The sequence below is a fragment of the Vibrio sp. MOR3 genome (assembly GCF_001557775.1).
In the GTDB taxonomy this organism is placed as follows: domain Bacteria; phylum Pseudomonadota; class Gammaproteobacteria; order Enterobacterales; family Vibrionaceae; genus Vibrio; species Vibrio jasicida.
Genome location: NZ_LNRD01000009.1, coordinates 19,905 through 35,502 on the forward strand (window position 1 = coordinate 19,905; position 15,598 = coordinate 35,502).

At 47.7% G+C, this 15,598-nt stretch carries 15 protein-coding genes; all 15 read left to right on the forward strand.

Annotation, left to right across the window (positions count from 1 at the left end):
- Position 1 precedes the first annotated feature (1 nt).
- On the forward strand, positions 2-415 hold the full coding sequence (fliO, locus tag ATB76_RS16965) for a flagellar biosynthetic protein FliO (RefSeq protein WP_038872081.1): 414 nt from the start codon (positions 2-4) through the stop codon (positions 413-415).
- On the forward strand, positions 402-1,271 hold the full coding sequence (gene fliP, locus ATB76_RS16970; RefSeq protein WP_038872079.1) for a flagellar type III secretion system pore protein FliP: 870 nt from the start codon (positions 402-404) through the stop codon (positions 1,269-1,271). The genes fliO and fliP overlap by 14 nt, the downstream gene beginning before the upstream one ends.
- A gap of 28 nt (positions 1,272-1,299) precedes the next feature.
- Positions 1,300-1,569 carry a flagellar biosynthesis protein FliQ gene (gene fliQ / locus ATB76_RS16975; protein ID WP_005380488.1) on the forward strand — a complete coding sequence of 90 codons (270 nt, stop codon included), beginning with the start codon at positions 1,300-1,302 and terminating at the stop codon, positions 1,567-1,569.
- An 8-nt stretch (positions 1,570-1,577) separates the two neighbouring features.
- Positions 1,578-2,360 (forward strand): flagellar biosynthetic protein FliR, encoded by a 783-nt coding sequence (gene fliR / locus ATB76_RS16980; protein ID WP_038872076.1) that lies wholly within the window; start codon positions 1,578-1,580, stop codon positions 2,358-2,360.
- 9 nt (positions 2,361-2,369) lie between these two features.
- Entirely contained in the window at positions 2,370-3,500 is a 1,131-nt protein-coding gene (gene flhB, locus ATB76_RS16985; protein ID WP_038872074.1) for a flagellar biosynthesis protein FlhB, read from the forward strand.
- Between the two features lie 239 nt (positions 3,501-3,739).
- On the forward strand, positions 3,740-5,839 hold the full coding sequence (gene flhA, locus ATB76_RS16990) for a flagellar biosynthesis protein FlhA (protein ID WP_005438706.1): 2,100 nt from the start codon (positions 3,740-3,742) through the stop codon (positions 5,837-5,839).
- A gap of 28 nt (positions 5,840-5,867) precedes the next feature.
- Positions 5,868-7,379, forward strand: a complete 1,512-nt coding sequence (gene flhF / locus ATB76_RS16995; protein WP_038882133.1) for a flagellar biosynthesis protein FlhF — start codon at positions 5,868-5,870, stop codon at positions 7,377-7,379.
- Between the two features lie 14 nt (positions 7,380-7,393).
- Positions 7,394-8,281, forward strand: a complete 888-nt coding sequence (locus ATB76_RS17000; protein ID WP_038882135.1) for a MinD/ParA family protein — start codon at positions 7,394-7,396, stop codon at positions 8,279-8,281.
- Positions 8,274-9,008, forward strand: a complete 735-nt coding sequence (locus ATB76_RS17005; protein WP_038882136.1) for an RNA polymerase sigma factor FliA — start codon at positions 8,274-8,276, stop codon at positions 9,006-9,008. The genes ATB76_RS17000 and ATB76_RS17005 overlap by 8 nt, the downstream gene beginning before the upstream one ends.
- A 45-nt stretch (positions 9,009-9,053) precedes the next feature.
- Positions 9,054-9,422, forward strand: coding sequence for a chemotaxis response regulator CheY (gene cheY, locus ATB76_RS17010; RefSeq protein ID WP_017635949.1), 369 nt, complete (start codon positions 9,054-9,056; stop codon positions 9,420-9,422).
- Positions 9,423-9,541: 119 nt separating this feature from the next.
- Positions 9,542-10,282 (forward strand): protein phosphatase CheZ, encoded by a 741-nt coding sequence (locus tag ATB76_RS17015; protein ID WP_038872065.1) that lies wholly within the window; start codon positions 9,542-9,544, stop codon positions 10,280-10,282.
- Positions 10,283-10,291: 9 nt separating this feature from the next.
- Positions 10,292-12,541 (forward strand): chemotaxis protein CheA, encoded by a 2,250-nt coding sequence (locus ATB76_RS17020; RefSeq protein WP_061035784.1) that lies wholly within the window; start codon positions 10,292-10,294, stop codon positions 12,539-12,541.
- Positions 12,542-12,570: 29 nt separating this feature from the next.
- A complete protein-coding gene (locus ATB76_RS17025) occupies positions 12,571-13,686 on the forward strand; it encodes a chemotaxis response regulator protein-glutamate methylesterase (protein ID WP_054757146.1) in 1,116 nt (371 codons plus the stop codon).
- Positions 13,687-13,694: 8 nt separating this feature from the next.
- Positions 13,695-14,474: a ParA family protein gene (locus ATB76_RS17030; protein ID WP_038872059.1), complete on the forward strand. Its 780-nt coding sequence runs from the start codon at positions 13,695-13,697 to the stop codon at positions 14,472-14,474.
- Positions 14,464-15,591: a chemotaxis protein CheW gene (locus ATB76_RS17035; RefSeq protein ID WP_061035785.1), complete on the forward strand. Its 1,128-nt coding sequence runs from the start codon at positions 14,464-14,466 to the stop codon at positions 15,589-15,591. The genes ATB76_RS17030 and ATB76_RS17035 overlap by 11 nt, the downstream gene beginning before the upstream one ends.
- The last annotated feature ends 7 nt before the right edge of the window (positions 15,592-15,598 follow it).

Below are 15,598 nucleotides of genomic sequence, written 5' to 3' on the forward strand. Positions count from 1 at the left end.
TATGAGCAGTTCAATCAAAACGCGATTGAAGCAAATTACAGGAGCACTCGGCTTAATGCTGAGTGCTCCTTATGCATTTGCAGCCGCGCCAACGAGTCTAGATTTAGCAACCACGTTAGGTTCTTTAGTGCTTGTGATTGGTGTGATTTTATTACTGGCTTGGTTGCTAAAACGCATGCAAGTTCCAGCGATGGGGCAACAGAAAGGGCTGCGTATTGTCAGTCAGCTACCAGTCGGCACCAAAGAGCGTATTGCGGTTGTTCAGGTTGGTGAAGAACAGTTCTTGGTTGGCATTACAAGTCAATCTATCCAAACCTTGGCCAAGCTTGAAACGCCATTGAAAGAGGAAGCGTTGGCGACCAGTGCATTTGCTAGTCAATTTAGCCAACTGATAAAAAAACATGACAAAGGATAATTCAATCCGCCTGATGCTGAGCACCTTTATGTTGCTCATTGGCGTGCTGTTTTCTTCGCTTTCTTTTGCACAAGCAGAGGAATCATCATTGCCTGCCAATCTAGCGCAGGGCGACAGTGTGACGGTTAAGGCAATGGAGGGAGAGTCAGGCTCAAGCCGCAGTATGTCGGTGGGTAATGGTGGCGGTATTCCTGCCTTTACCATGACGACCAACGCCGACGGCAGTGAAGACTATTCAGTGACGTTACAGATTCTTGCCTTAATGACCATGCTTGGCTTCTTGCCAGCGATGGTGATTTTGATGACGTCGTTTACCCGTATTGTGGTGGTGATGTCGATTCTGCGACAAGCCATGGGTCTACAACAAACGCCTTCTAACCAAGTCATCATCGGTATCGCGCTCTTCCTGACTTTCTTTATCATGTCGCCTGTTTTGAATGAGATTAACGATCAAGCGGTTCAACCCTATTTGAATGAGCAAGTGACGGCTCGTGAAGCCTTCGACGCTGCACAAGCGCCGATGAAAGCTTTTATGCTCAAACAAACTCGCATCAAAGATTTGGAAACCTTCGTGACCATGTCAGGTGAAGAAGTGACCAACCCAGAAGATGTCTCGATGGCGGTCTTGATCCCAGCTTTCATTACCTCTGAACTTAAGACGGCATTCCAGATCGGCTTTATGCTGTTCTTACCGTTTTTGATCATCGATCTGGTTGTTGCTTCTGTTTTGATGGCAATGGGTATGATGATGCTATCGCCAATGATCGTATCGCTGCCATTTAAGCTGATGCTGTTTGTACTGGTGGATGGGTGGAACTTGATATTGTCGACACTTGCCGGCAGTTTTGCCCTTTAGATTGGCCACAGAGAGAAGAGGGTAAGACATGACTCCAGAAATGTTTGTCGAGCTTTTCCGTGAGGCACTTTGGATGGTGCTGATCATGGTGTGTGCCATCATTATCCCCAGCTTGCTAATTGGCCTAGTCGTGGCGATTTTCCAAGCGGCAACCTCCATCAACGAACAGACGCTGAGTTTCTTGCCGCGTTTGATTGTCACTTTGTTGGCTCTGATGTTGTTCGGCCACTGGATGACGCAAATGCTGATGGAATACTTCTACGGCCTGATAGAACGCTTACCACAGGTACTCTACTAGAGGCGCGTATGGAGTATCCAACTCATATCGTCCTCGACTGGATCGCAAACTACTTCTGGCCCTATACCCGTATCTCTGCCATGTTGATGGTGATGACGGTAACCGGGGCACGCTTCGTCTCGCCTCGAATTCGCTTATACCTTGGCTTAGCGATCACCTTCGCGGTTGCGCCTGCTATTCCCGCTGTGCCACAAGACATTGAATTGCTCTCTTTCCGTGGTTTCATGACCATCGCTGAGCAAATCATTATTGGCGTTGCCATGGGCATGGTGACTCAATTTATGATCCAAACCTTTGTTCTGCTTGGTCAGATCCTCGGTATGCAATCGAGCTTGGGTTTTGCCTCCATGGTTGACCCTGCGAATGGGCAGAACACGCCACTGCTTGGTCAGCTCTTTATGTTCTTGGCAACTATGTTCTTCCTTGCTACCGATGGGCACTTAAAAATGCTGCAGCTGGTAGTGTTCAGTTTTAAAACCTTGCCAATTGGTTCTGGCTCATTAGGAAGCGTCGACTTCTATGAGATGGCGAGTTGGCTAGGCATCATGTTTAAAACGGCACTGAGTATGTCTTTATCTGGCATCATCGCATTGCTTACCATCAACTTATCATTTGGTGTAATGACGCGTGCTGCACCGCAGTTGAATATTTTCTCACTCGGTTTTGCATTCGCGTTGATGGTGGGCTTGCTGCTTTGTTGGTACATTCTGGCGGGTTTATACAGCCATTATGAATTGTTCTGGGCTGTGGGTGAGGAGCAGATTTGTAACCTCATTCGCTTGAATTGCTAGGAGGCTGGATTGGCAGAGTCAGACGGTCAAGAACGCACCGAAGAAGCCACCCCCCGACGGTTACAACAAGCCAGAGAGAAGGGGCAAGTTGCTCGATCTAAAGAGCTCGCATCCGCCTCTGTGCTGATTGTGGGCGCGATCGCCTTAATGTGGTTTGGTGATGCTTTAGCACGCTCACTGTTTTCTATCATGAGCCGTTTATTTGATCTCAAGCGAGAAGAGATCTTTGATACTGCAAAGTTGTTTGATATTGCGTTTGGCGCGATGACAGATTTGCTGTTTCCACTGTTTTTGATTCTCATCACCTTGTTTGTTGCTGCCATGATTGGAGCCGCAGGGGTCGGGGGCATCAGTTTTTCTGCTGAAGCGGCAATGCCAAAACTGTCCAAAATGAACCCGCTTAGCGGTTTAAAACGTATGGTTGGTATGCAGAGTTGGGTGGAGCTTATCAAGTCCATCCTGAAAGTCGCACTTGTTACGGGGATGGCAATATACCTCATTCAAGCCTCACAAGCGGACTTGATTCAACTCAGTATGGATGTGTATCCGCAAAACATTTTCCATGCTTTGGATATCCTACTCAACTTCATTTTGCTTATCAGTTGTTCGTTGTTAATTGTGGTCGCGATCGATATTCCCTTTCAGATCTGGCAGCATGCCGATCAACTTAAGATGACCAAACAAGAGATTAAAGACGAATACAAAGAGACCGAAGGCAAGCCAGAAGTAAAAGGGCGTATTCGCATGTTGCAAAGGGAAGCCGCACAGCGTCGAATGATGGCGGATGTCCCGCAAGCGGACGTTATCATTACCAACCCTGAGCACTTTTCGGTAGCACTGCGCTATAAGCAGAAAACGGACCGTGCGCCTGTAGTGATCGCCAAAGGTACTGACCACATGGCGATGAAAATCCGAGAAGTGGCGCGTGAACATGACATTACCATTGTACCCGCTCCACCACTGGCGCGTGCGCTTTATCACACCACCGAATTAGAACAAGAAATACCCGACGGACTGTTTACTGCCGTTGCACAAGTTCTCGCATTTGTGTTCCAGCTTAAGCAATATCGCAAACGTGGCGGTCAGCGACCTAAGATCCAAGATTACGATTTGCCAATCCCACCGGAACATCGCCACTAATGAAAATAATTGCATGGGTGAAGTAGACAAAAATTCGCATTAGATCAAAGGATTGTGATTTCTTTGAGCGATTAGTCATTATTTTGGCGTTAATCATGGTACATACATTGCTTATAACGCGTTAATCAACAACAATACCTAAACTTTTAGGCTAAAGCCGTCGCGTAGTACTCATTATAAGCGTTTAATTACTGCTTTCAGTTACGTGATGCTCCAGACCGATTGAGACACCTCGCAGTATGAAGTTAAGCCTGCCATTTGCAGATAAATTGCCAAAGATCCCACAGCGTTCCATGCCTGCCATTGGTGCGCCTGTTATGGTACTGGCCACCCTTGCGATGGTGGTTTTGCCTATTCCTGCGTTCCTGCTGGATTTATTCTTCACCTTTAACATCGCCTTAGCCATGGTGGTGTTGTTAGTGACCGTTTACACACGTCGTCCACTCGACTTTGCTGCATTCCCAACTGTACTGCTTATTGCAACCTTATTGCGCCTTGCATTGAACGTGGCGTCTACGCGTGTGGTACTTCTTTACGGTCATGAAGGGGGCAACGCCGCTGGTAACGTAATCGAAGCCTTTGGTAACGTTGTGATTGGCGGTAACTACGCCGTGGGTTTGGTCGTGTTCCTAATCTTGATGATCATTAACTTTATGGTGGTCACCAAAGGTGCGGGTCGTATTTCTGAGGTAAGTGCTCGCTTCACACTGGATGCTTTACCGGGTAAGCAGATGGCGATCGATGCAGACTTGAACGCCGGTTTGATTGACCAAGACCAAGCGCGTTTACGCCGTTTTGAAGTGACTAAAGAAGCCGACTTCTACGGTTCAATGGACGGTGCGTCTAAATTCGTAAAAGGTGATGCGATTGCGGGTATTTTAATCCTGTTCATCAATATCATCGGTGGTCTATCGATTGGTATGGCGCAATACGGATTGGGCTTCTCTGAAGCAATGCAAATCTACACCTTGCTGACCATCGGTGACGGCTTGGTGGCACAAATTCCATCGCTATTATTGTCTATCGCGGCTGCGATGATGGTAACGCGTCAAAATACTGATGAAGACATGGGCGAGCAGCTGATTTTCCAGATGTTCGACAACCCGAAAGCCCTCATGATCACCGCCGCGATTCTTGGTGTGATGGGTATCGTGCCGGGGATGCCTCATTTCTCATTCTTGTCATTAGCGGTTATCGCTGGTGGTGCAGCTTACTGGCTCGACAAAAAGCAAAAACAAAAAGCCAAAGAACCCGCCTTACCCGCTAAAGCGGAAGATGGCAGTGAACCGATTTCTCAACGTGAGTTGTCATGGGATGATGTACAACCCGTCGATATCATCGGTCTAGAAGTAGGCTATCGCTTGATTCCGTTGGTGGATCGTGACCAAGGTGGTGAACTGCTTGAGCGTGTGAAAGGGGTGCGTAAAAAGCTTTCTCAAGACTTCGGGTTCCTTATTCCTGCGGTTCATATCCGTGACAACCTAGAACTGACGCCAAACAGCTATCGCATTACCTTAATGGGCGTTGCTGTTGGTGAGGCCGAGATTCGTCCCGACCAAGAACTAGCTATTAACCCTGGCCAGGTTTACGGCATGATTGAAGGCGAACCAACCATGGACCCAGCGTTCGGTCTTGAAGCGGTTTGGATTCGTGAAGAGCAACGTGAACATGCACAAGCTCTTGGTTATACCGTTGTTGATTCTTCAACTGTATTGGCGACGCACCTAAGTCAACTACTCACCAATAACGCATCACAGCTGATTGGTCATGAAGAAGTACAGAACCTATTGGAAATGCTTGGTCGTAGCGCACCTAAGTTGGTGGAGAACTTCGTCCCTGATCAACTGCAATTAGGTGTGGTGGTCAAAGTGCTACAAAACCTACTTAACGAAGCCATCCCTATTCGCGATATCAGAACCATAGTGCAGACGTTGGCCGAGTACTCGAGTAAGAGTCAAGAACCTGACATTTTAACGGCAGCGGTGCGCATTAGCCTGAAGCGACTAATTGTTCAGGAAATCAATGGCATAGAGCCAGAGTTGCCGGTGATAACACTCATTCCTGAACTGGAACAAATATTGCATCAAACCATGCAGGCATCAGGGGGCGAATCTGCGGGCATAGAACCGGGGTTAGCTGAGCGACTTCAGTCCTCCTTGAGCCAAGCGACACAAGAGCAAGAACTGAAAGGTGAGCCTGCGGTTCTGCTGACGTCTGGCGTATTGCGTTCTACACTGGCGAAGTTTGTTAAGAACACAATACCTAACCTCCGCGTACTGTCTTACCAAGAAATACCGGACGAGAAACAGATCAGAATTGTGCAAGCCGTGGGTAACTGATCCCGCGCATCATTAATGGATTCATAGTTTGAAGATTAAACGATTTTTTGCCAAAGACATGCGAACGGCGCTGCTCCAAGTGAAAGAAGAACTTGGTGCCGAAGCGGTGATCATGTCGAATAAGAAAGTGGCGGGCGGTGTCGAGATCGTTGCGGCAATAGATGGTGAGTCCAATGCGGCACCGTCTTCGCAAGCGCAGTCGCTTCCTAATCGCAGCGCAGCTCAATCGAATCGTTATAGCGAACCTCGTCAAATGTCATCATCCGCGTCTGAGCGTTATCAAGATCGCCGTTTAGATGAAGACAGAATCAGCCTAAACGCGAACAATGAAAAATCAGGCTCGATGACAAAACGTTTCGCGAACATGCTCAAGCAATACAGTGGCGGTGCCGCTGAGTCAGATGACCACGTAGCGGAAAATGAAGATTCGCTATCGGCATTGTTGCAACGCCAAAATAAGCATCGTGAAAGCTATAACCAAGAAAAGCCAGCGCCTTACCAACCAGACTCGCCCTTGGCGAAGTTGATTGCTCAAGACAGCCGTTTTGAGCGTCCGACGCCAAAGTTGGACCCAACCCGCTACGATCGCCGCCGTCCTTCGGATGAGCGTGAAGACGCAGCGGATGAGCTGGAGAACATGCGAGAAGAGATGACATCAATTCGTCGTCTGCTTGAGCACCAAGTCTCTGGTTTGATGTGGCAAGAAGTTGAGCGCCGTGAGCCTCTAAGAGCCATGCTGATCAAACGTTTAGAGCGAATGGGTGTGTCCCCGGAGCTTGCGGATCAAATGGCATGCTATATCCCAGAAGACACTAAACCAGCGCGAGCGTGGAAAGCACTGCTTTCTCTTGTTGCAGATCAAATCACGATTCCAAAACAAGACATTTTAAAGCGTGGTGGCGTGGTTGCATTGCTTGGCCCGACAGGAGTGGGTAAAACCACGACCGTTGCGAAGCTGGCAGCACGTGCGGCGATGGAGTTTGGTGCCGATAACGTAGCCCTTGTGACAACAGATACATATCGCATAGGTGCACATGAGCAGCTCTCAATTTACGGAAGAATTATGGGTTGTCCCGTAAGAGTTGCTAAAGATTCTAACGAGTTAGCCGATGTTATATATCAGCTACGAAACAGAAGACTGATTTTGGTCGATACGGCAGGGATGGGGCAGCGAGATGTAAGGCTCTCTGAACAGCTTGATACCCTGATGCAAGAGAGTGGTGAAGTGATTCACAGCTACCTTGTTTTGCCAGCTACCGCTCAACGTCGAGTTTTGCAAGAAACACTGGATCATTTCCGACGCATTCCGCTGTCGGGCTGTATTTTGACTAAGCTTGATGAATCATTGAGCTTGGGTGAATTTATCAGCGTCGTGATTCAGAATGCGATGCCAGTGGCATACATCGCCAATGGTCAGCGCGTGCCAGAAGACATTGTGATAGCACAACCAAAATACATGATTGCGAAAGCAAATGAACTGTTAGAGAAGTCGACAGAGAACGAACCTCACTTTTGGAACAGTGACAGCGAAGGACTCTAGGGCGGCGGACTACTATGACTGAGAATATGATACACGATCAAGCAAGCGGCCTCCGTCGCTTAACACAACCATCATTGACTAAAGTAATTGCTGTTACTGGCGGCAAAGGTGGTGTGGGTAAATCAAACGTAACACTGGGTCTGGCGATCTGTATGGCTCGCCAAGGCAAGAAGGTGATGGTTCTCGATGCTGACCTAGGTCTAGCCAATGTTGACGTTATGCTCGGAATCCGTTCAAAACGTAACCTTGGGCATGTCCTTGCGGGTGAATGTGAGCTAAAAGATGCGATTGTTGAAGGCCCTTATGGTATAAAGATAGTCCCTGCAACTTCTGGCACACAAAGCATGACCGAGCTATCTCCTGCTCAACATGCTGGACTCATCCGTGCATTTGGTAGTCTTGAAGAAGAAATGGACGTACTGCTGATTGATACAGCAGCGGGCATTTCTGACATGGTGATTAGTTTTTCACGAGCAGCTCAAGATGTTGTGGTTGTTGTCTGCGACGAGCCGACTTCTATCACAGATGCCTACGCATTAATCAAGTTGTTGAGTAAAGAACATCAGGTCCAACGCTTCAAAGTTGTTGCAAATATGGTCAGAAGCTACCGTGAAGGCAGAGAATTATTCGCAAAGTTGACGCTAGTCACAGAGCGCTTCTTGAATGTCAGCCTTGAACTCGTAGCATGTATTCCATTGGATGACAAAGTTCGACAAGCCGTTAAACGACAAAAGATCGTTGTGGATGCATTCCCTCGTTCTCCAGCGGCTTTAGCAATCAGCTCATTAGCGAACAAAGCACTAACGTGGCCACTGCCGAAAACACCAAGTGGACACCTAGAGTTCTTTGTTGAAAGGTTGCTAAATCGTACTGAATTCACAGAGGACCCTTTTGGTGAATAAAGCGATTACCTACGACCAACATGGCAAGTTTAATAGCCAGCAGGCGTTCATTGAACGTTATTCTGTGTTGGTCAAGCGTATTGCTCATCACCTGTTAGGCCGTTTACCGCCGAGTGTTCAGGTAGAGGATTTAATTCAGGCCGGCATGATCGGTCTTATCGAAGCTCAGCAGAATTATGATGGTTCTAAAGGTGCGAGCTTTGAAACTTATGCAGGTATCCGTATTCGCGGTGCAATGTTAGATGACATTCGCAAAGGCGATTGGGTACCTCGTTCTGTTCATAAAAATAATCGTGAAATTAACCAAGCGGTAGCGGAGCTGGAAGGCATCTTAAATCGCGATCCGTCTGACTCTGAAGTCGCAGCGCATCTTGGTATGACACTAGATCAATACCACAGTGCGTTGACCGACATAAATTGTTCAAGGTTAGTGGGTATCGAAGATTTAGGTGTTTCTGATGACGTGATTTCACCAGCGGACGAAACCGATGACAGCAACCCATTTAAGGGCGTAGCTGATGAATCGTTTCGAAAAGCACTGGTTGAATCAATAAAACAGCTTCCGGAGCGTGAAGCTTTGGTACTTTCGCTTTATTATGACGAAGAACTCAATTTGAAAGAGATTGGCGATGTGTTGGGCGTAAGCGAATCTCGCGTAAGCCAAATACTGAGTCAAGCGATGCAACGTTTACGCACCAAGCTCAGTGCGTGGACACAAAATGACTAAACACACTGATTTTACGATTCAGTGGAGGCAATTTTGAATAAAAACATGAAGATCCTTATTGTTGACGATTTCTCAACAATGCGCCGTATTGTTAAAAACCTGCTTCGTGACTTGGGTTTCAATAACACTCAAGAAGCGGACGACGGTTTAACTGCATTACCAATGCTGAAAAAAGGTGACTTCGATTTTGTTGTAACTGACTGGAATATGCCAGGTATGCAAGGCATCGACTTGCTTAAACACATCCGTGCAGATGCAGAATTAAAGCACCTTCCTGTTCTTATGATCACAGCAGAAGCTAAACGTGAGCAGATCATTGAAGCAGCACAAGCAGGCGTTAACGGCTATATCGTTAAGCCATTTACCGCTGCAACACTAAAAGAAAAATTAGATAAAATTTTCGAACGTTTATAACTCTCTCTTTTTCTTTGTTACTCGAGTCATCACTCCTAATACCTAATACAAAAGGGTGGCTCGGTTGACGCTCAAAAAAGCAAAAGAAAGCACTAAACGTAAAAAAGGGTCTATTCAGGATGATCTCACTAGAGCAGGCGAAGTCGCTCGTTCAGATGCTAGAAAACGGGGAACAGGACCAAGCTAACACGCTTGTTGCCTCGATATATGAAGGCGACGGGAATCCGATGCTTAAAGAAATCGGAACATTAACCCGTGACCTTCATGATTCACTTAAGCAGTTCAACCTCGATCAGCGCATGACAGAAATTGCAAAAGCCGAGATACCGGATGCAAGAGACCGTCTGCAATATGTGATTGATAAAACTGAACTGGCAGCAAACAAAACGATGGATGCGGTTGAGTGCTGTTTACCTATCGCTGATAACCTGCATGAGTGCCTTCAACAAGTTCGACCTCAGTGGAACGAACTCATGCACGGACGCATTGAATTAAGCGATTTCAAAACACTTTGTCACCGTATCGATGAACTGTTAGTTCAAGTCGAAGGTGACAGTACTGAGTTGCGCGGTCAACTGACCGAAATTCTTATGGCACAGGACTTCCAAGACTTAACGGGTCAAATTATTCGCCGTGTGATCACGCTTTCTAATGAAGTGGAAGATCGCTTGGTTGAGATCTTGACCGTCTTTTCTGCAAATAAACCAGAAGAACAGACTCAAGTTTTGCCAGAACCGTCAGATAAAAAGATTAAACAATCAAGCGAAGCTGAAGGCCCTATTCTGAATCCGGAACTTAGGGAAGATGCGGTTTCATCGCAGGACGAAGTCGACGATTTGTTGTCCAGTCTTGGATTTTAAAGGTAACGTATGAGCTACGATTTAGACGAAGATATTCTTCAGGACTTTCTCATTGAGGCTGGAGAAATCCTAGAGCTGCTGTCTGAGCAGCTGGTTGAACTGGAAAATAACCCAGAAGACAAAGATCTCCTAAACGCGATTTTCCGCGGCTTCCACACCGTAAAAGGTGGTGCTGGTTTCCTATCATTAGCAGAGCTGGTTGACACTTGTCACGGTGCTGAGAACGTGTTTGACGTGTTAAGAAACGGTCAGCGTTCTGTATCGCCAAGCTTGATGGACACCATGTTAAAAGCGTTGGATACAGTCAATACGCAATTCCAAGCGGTGCAAGATCGTGAGCCACTAGATGCGGCAGATCCAGCATTGTTGGAAGAGCTTCACCGTTTGTGCAAGCCAGAGTCAGAAGACGAGGTTGTTACGGTCGCAGAAGCACCAGTTGTAACGCCAGAGATTCCTGAACCTGCTATCGAGCAGCCTGCTGCGCCAGTAGAAGCAAGCACAGCTCCAGTGAGTGTTGGGTCCGTGGATGAAATTACTCAAGACGAGTTCGAGAAACTGCTTGATGAACTGCACGGCAAAGGCTCAGCACCAGGTGCATTAACGCCTGTACCGGCTGCTCCTGCAACGCCTACTCAATCGAATGCTCCGGCAACCGATAGCGGTGATATTACTGACGATGAGTTCGAGAGGTTACTCGACGAGCTACATGGTGTTGGTAAGAGCCCATCTGCTTCTGAAATTGCTCCAGTTGAGCCGCCAAAAGCGGCAGAACCTGCTGCGCCAGCCGGCTCAGCATTTTCGAACGACAGCGATTTGATGACGGATGAAGAGTTTGAAAAACTCCTCGACGAATTGCATGGTTCAGGCAAAGGTCCTTCTCTTGAAGAGCTCGATTTTGCGACTAAGCCTGCATCAGCAAACGTTGTTCCAGAAGCGCCAAAAGCGGAACCCGCTCCAGCTCCTCAACCAGTTTCAGTAGCGGCTGCGCCTTCTCCTGCACCTGCTTCTGCTCCTAAGCCAGAAGCAAAACCGGTTGCGGTAAAAGAAGAAGCGAAAGCGCCAGCGGTTAAGAAGCCACAAGCAGAAGCGACAGTACGTGTTGATACTTCGACGCTAGACACCATCATGAACATGGTTGGTGAGCTTGTATTGGTGCGTAACCGTCTACTAAGCCTGGGTTTGAACAGCAACGACGAAGAAATGTCGAAAGCGGTAGCAAACCTAGACGTCGTGACTGCAGACCTTCAAGGTGCAGTGATGAAAACGCGCATGCAGCCAATCAAGAAAGTATTTGGCCGTTTCCCACGCGTTGTTCGCGACTTGGCGCGTAACCTAAATAAAGACATCGTGCTTGAAATGCGCGGTGAAGAAACCGACCTAGATAAAAACCTAGTAGAGGCGCTAGCGGATCCATTGATCCACTTGGTGCGTAACTCGGTTGACCACGGCATTGAAATGCCAGACGACCGCGCGAAAGCAGGTAAATCTCGTACTGGTAAAGTTATCCTATCTGCGTCACAAGAAGGCGATCATATCGAACTGGCTATCGTTGATGATGGCGGTGGTATGGATCCGAACAAACTTCGTGGTATCGCCGTGAAACGCGGCATGATGGACGAAGATGCGGCAGCGCGCCTGTCTGACAAAGAGTGTTTCAATTTGATCTTTGCTCCTGGTTTCTCAAGCAAAGATAAGATTTCTGATATCTCAGGTCGTGGTGTTGGTATGGACGTGGTAAAAACCGCGATCAATACACTAAACGGCTCTATCGATATTGACTCTGAATTAGGTAAGGGTACGAAGATTACGATCAAAGTACCGCTTACATTGGCAATTCTACCAACGCTAATGGTTGGCGTTGGCGGTCACCCATTTGCACTACCTCTGGCTTCTGTTAACGAGATCTTCCACTTAGATCTTAGCCGCACGAATGTGGTAGATGGCCAGCTGACGATCATCGTACGTGATAAATCTATTCCACTGTTTTACTTGCAGAACTGGTTGGCTTCTAAGTCTCCACGAGTACAAGAGCGTACGGGGCACGGTCATGTTGTTATCGTACAGATCGGCAGCCAACGTGTTGGTTTCGTGGTGGATACGCTTATCGGCCAAGAAGAAGTGGTTATCAAGCCATTAGACAATCTATTGCAAGGCACGCCAGGTATGGCAGGTGCGACTATCACGAGTGATGGCCACATCGCATTGATTCTTGATGTGCCAGACCTACTTAAGCAATATGCTGCGGCTTCACGCATTTAAGCGAAGCTGGGGTTTATAAAAGGAATAAAATGGCGATTAAAGTACTAGTCGTTGATGATTCGAGTTTTTTCCGTCGTCGCGTAAGCGAAATCATCAACTCAGAATCGCGCCTAGAAGTGATTGACGTTGCGGTTAACGGCAGAGAAGCGGTAGAAAAAGCCAAATCTCTCAAACCTGACGTCATCACGATGGATATTGAAATGCCAGTCATGGACGGTATTACTGCCGTTCGTGAAATCATGGCTGCGTCTCCTACGCCAATCCTGATGTTTTCGTCCCTGACGCATGATGGGGCGAGAGCGACACTTGATGCACTAGACGCTGGTGCGTTGGATTTCTTACCGAAGAAATTCGAAGACATCGCACGTAATCGCGATGAAGCGGTATCGCTGCTCCAACAACGAGTGATCCAAATTGCTTCCAAGCGTGCGTTTATGCGCCGTCCTATTGCGAAACCAGCGGCGACAACGGCTAATTCGACAACACGTCCTTTAGCATCTCGTTCAGCTACGCCAATGGCATCTGCACCAAGTCGCGCTATGGCTGCGAAATTCCGCGCGTCTGGTAAGAAGTATCAGTTAACGGCTATTGGCACTTCAACCGGTGGCCCTGTTGCGCTGCAAAAAATTCTAACTCGCTTACCTGTAAACTACCCGCACCCAATCGTGCTTATTCAACATATGCCAGCGACTTTTACCGCGGCGTTTGCGAGTCGTCTAAACACGCTATGCAAAATCCAAGTGAAAGAAGCGCAAGATGGTGATGTGTTGCAAGCTGGCGTTGCTTATCTTGCCCCAGGCGGCAAACAGATGATGGTTGATGGTCGTGCTGGTGCTGCTCGTCTTCGTATTATTGATGGTGGCGACCGTATGAACTACAAACCTTGTGTTGACGTAACGTTTGGCTCGGCGGCAAAAGTCTACGGCGACAAAGTCTTGTCGATGGTACTGACCGGCATGGGTGCTGATGGTCGTGAAGGTGCGCGTATGCTGAAATCGGCTGGCTCAACTATTTGGGCTCAAGACGAAGAAAGCTGCGTCGTCTACGGCATGCCTCAAGCGGTTGCGAAAGCGGGTATATCCACTGAAGATTTACCTCTCGACCGTATTGCTGAGCGCATGCTGGTCGAAGTCGGCTTAGCGTAGGAAAAATCATGATCGTTTGGAGTGTAGCAAACCAAAAAGGTGGGGTAGGCAAAACGACATCAACAGTGACGTTAGCAGGCCTATTAAGCCAAAAAGGCCATCGTGTCTTAATGGTGGATACGGACCCACATGCGTCACTGACCACGTACCTTGGTTATGATCCTGATGCTGTGACGTCGAGCTTGTTCGACCTTTTTCAGCTCAAGACGTTTACTCGTGAGACGGTAAAACCGTTGATCGTAGAAACGGATCTTGACGGCATGGACATTATCCCTGCGCACATGTCATTAGCTACGCTCGACCGTGTAATGGGCAACCGCAGCGGAATGGGGTTGATCTTAAAGCGAGCTCTACAAGCCGTTGCTCAAGATTATGATTATGTGCTGATCGACTGTCCGCCAATTCTTGGTGTGATGATGGTGAACGCACTAGCAGCGAGTGATCGCATTTTAATTCCGGTACAGACTGAATTTTTGGCCATGAAAGGTTTAGAGCGCATGATTCGCACGTTAACCATCATGCAAAAGTCTCGTCCGGGCGGGTTCAAAGTGACTATCGTGCCGACTATGTACGATAAGCGCACGAAAGCTTCGTTGCAGACGTTAACACAGCTGAAAAAGGATTATCCGAATCAGGTGTGGACCTCAGCGGTACCGATTGACACGAAATTCCGTGATGCAAGCTTGAAGCACCTGCCAGCATCGCATTTTGCTTCTGGTAGCCGTGGCGTGTTTGCATACAAGCAACTGCTAATTTACTTGGAGAGGCTAGCGTTCGATGAGCAATAACGACGTACTTTCCAGTGAACAAGCACTTGATGATTACTTCAGTGCTTTGCTTGGCGAAGAGGTCGAAGTTATTGAGCAAGAAGAAGCACTTGACTTGCTCGCTCAAGAACTATCATCTGCAGAGCCAGAGCCAGAGCCAGAGCCAGAGCCAGAGCCAGAGCCAGAGCCAGAGCCAGAGCCAGAGCCAGAGCCAGAGCCAGAGCCAGAGCCAGAGCCAAAATTGCAACTGCATTACGCTGAACCCGAGTCTTACCAATACAGCGAAATGTATTCCCCAGCATTGGAAGCGCCCAATCTGGAGGATGTACAACGATTATTAAGCCAGCTTGAATCTACAAATGTCGTAGCAGAGTTGGATATCGATGACATTCTGGAACAAAACACCATTGATATAGCTGCAGAAGCAAAGTCAATCATACAAGAACCAGTAATCGAAATCGAAGCGGCGGTTGAAGCCGTGGAAGAAATCCAAGAGTGGGACATTGAAGAAGATTCAGTGTCTGCTCTTGAGATTGAACAACCCGAACCAATCAGGGTTCAACCAGAAGTTGAAGTGGTTGAACCAAAGTTTGATGCCGATGTGGAAATTGAACAACGCATCGAGACAGAAACAGAGCTGGAGACCGAAGCGGGAGCAAAGCTACCTGATGCTTGGGAAAGCACACAACGTAGTGAAGACTTTCAAGTATTGTACTTTGATGTAAACGACGTGACGTTCGCTGTACCGCTTGATGAGCTTGGTGGCATTCATCGCATCACAGAGCTCAATCACTTAATCGGTCGACCTGCTTGGTATTTGGGTTTACAAACCAGTCGCGAACAGCAATTTGATGTCGTAGACACTGCAAAGTGGGTGATGGCAGATAAGCTTCGTGATGAAGACTACAAAGAGAATTACCAATATGTCGTCATGCTTGGTGAAAGCATGTGGGGGTTGGCAAGTAACCAGTTAATGGGAACTGAAACACTCAATATCGACAAAGTCCGTTGGCGTGAACAAGCCGGCAAACGCCCTTGGTTAGCGGGTATGGTGAAAGAAAAAATGTGTGCTTTAATTCATGTCCAAGCACTTATAGACATGCTAAACGCCGGTTTAGATGTAAAATCACTGAATTAGATTTTGG

Excerpts from the sequence above, each read along its gene's own strand:
- fliR (WP_038872076.1), top strand. The coding sequence starts at position 1,578 with ATGGAGTATCCAACTCATATCGTCCTCGACTGGATCGCAAACTACTTC.
- ATB76_RS17035 (WP_061035785.1), top strand. The coding sequence starts at position 14,464 with ATGAGCAATAACGACGTACTTTCCAGTGAACAAGCACTTGATGATTAC.
- ATB76_RS17030 (WP_038872059.1), top strand. The coding sequence starts at position 13,695 with ATGATCGTTTGGAGTGTAGCAAACCAAAAAGGTGGGGTAGGCAAAACG.
- fliP (WP_038872079.1), top strand. The coding sequence starts at position 402 with ATGACAAAGGATAATTCAATCCGCCTGATGCTGAGCACCTTTATGTTG.
- fliQ (WP_005380488.1), top strand. The coding sequence starts at position 1,300 with ATGACTCCAGAAATGTTTGTCGAGCTTTTCCGTGAGGCACTTTGGATG.
- flhA (WP_005438706.1), top strand. The coding sequence starts at position 3,740 with ATGAAGTTAAGCCTGCCATTTGCAGATAAATTGCCAAAGATCCCACAG.
- fliO (WP_038872081.1), top strand. The coding sequence starts at position 2 with ATGAGCAGTTCAATCAAAACGCGATTGAAGCAAATTACAGGAGCACTC.
- cheY (WP_017635949.1), top strand. The coding sequence starts at position 9,054 with ATGAAGATCCTTATTGTTGACGATTTCTCAACAATGCGCCGTATTGTT.
- ATB76_RS17000 (WP_038882135.1), top strand. The coding sequence starts at position 7,394 with ATGACTGAGAATATGATACACGATCAAGCAAGCGGCCTCCGTCGCTTA.
- ATB76_RS17025 (WP_054757146.1), top strand. The coding sequence starts at position 12,571 with ATGGCGATTAAAGTACTAGTCGTTGATGATTCGAGTTTTTTCCGTCGT.
- ATB76_RS17015 (WP_038872065.1), top strand. The coding sequence starts at position 9,542 with ATGATCTCACTAGAGCAGGCGAAGTCGCTCGTTCAGATGCTAGAAAAC.
- ATB76_RS17020 (WP_061035784.1), top strand. The coding sequence starts at position 10,292 with ATGAGCTACGATTTAGACGAAGATATTCTTCAGGACTTTCTCATTGAG.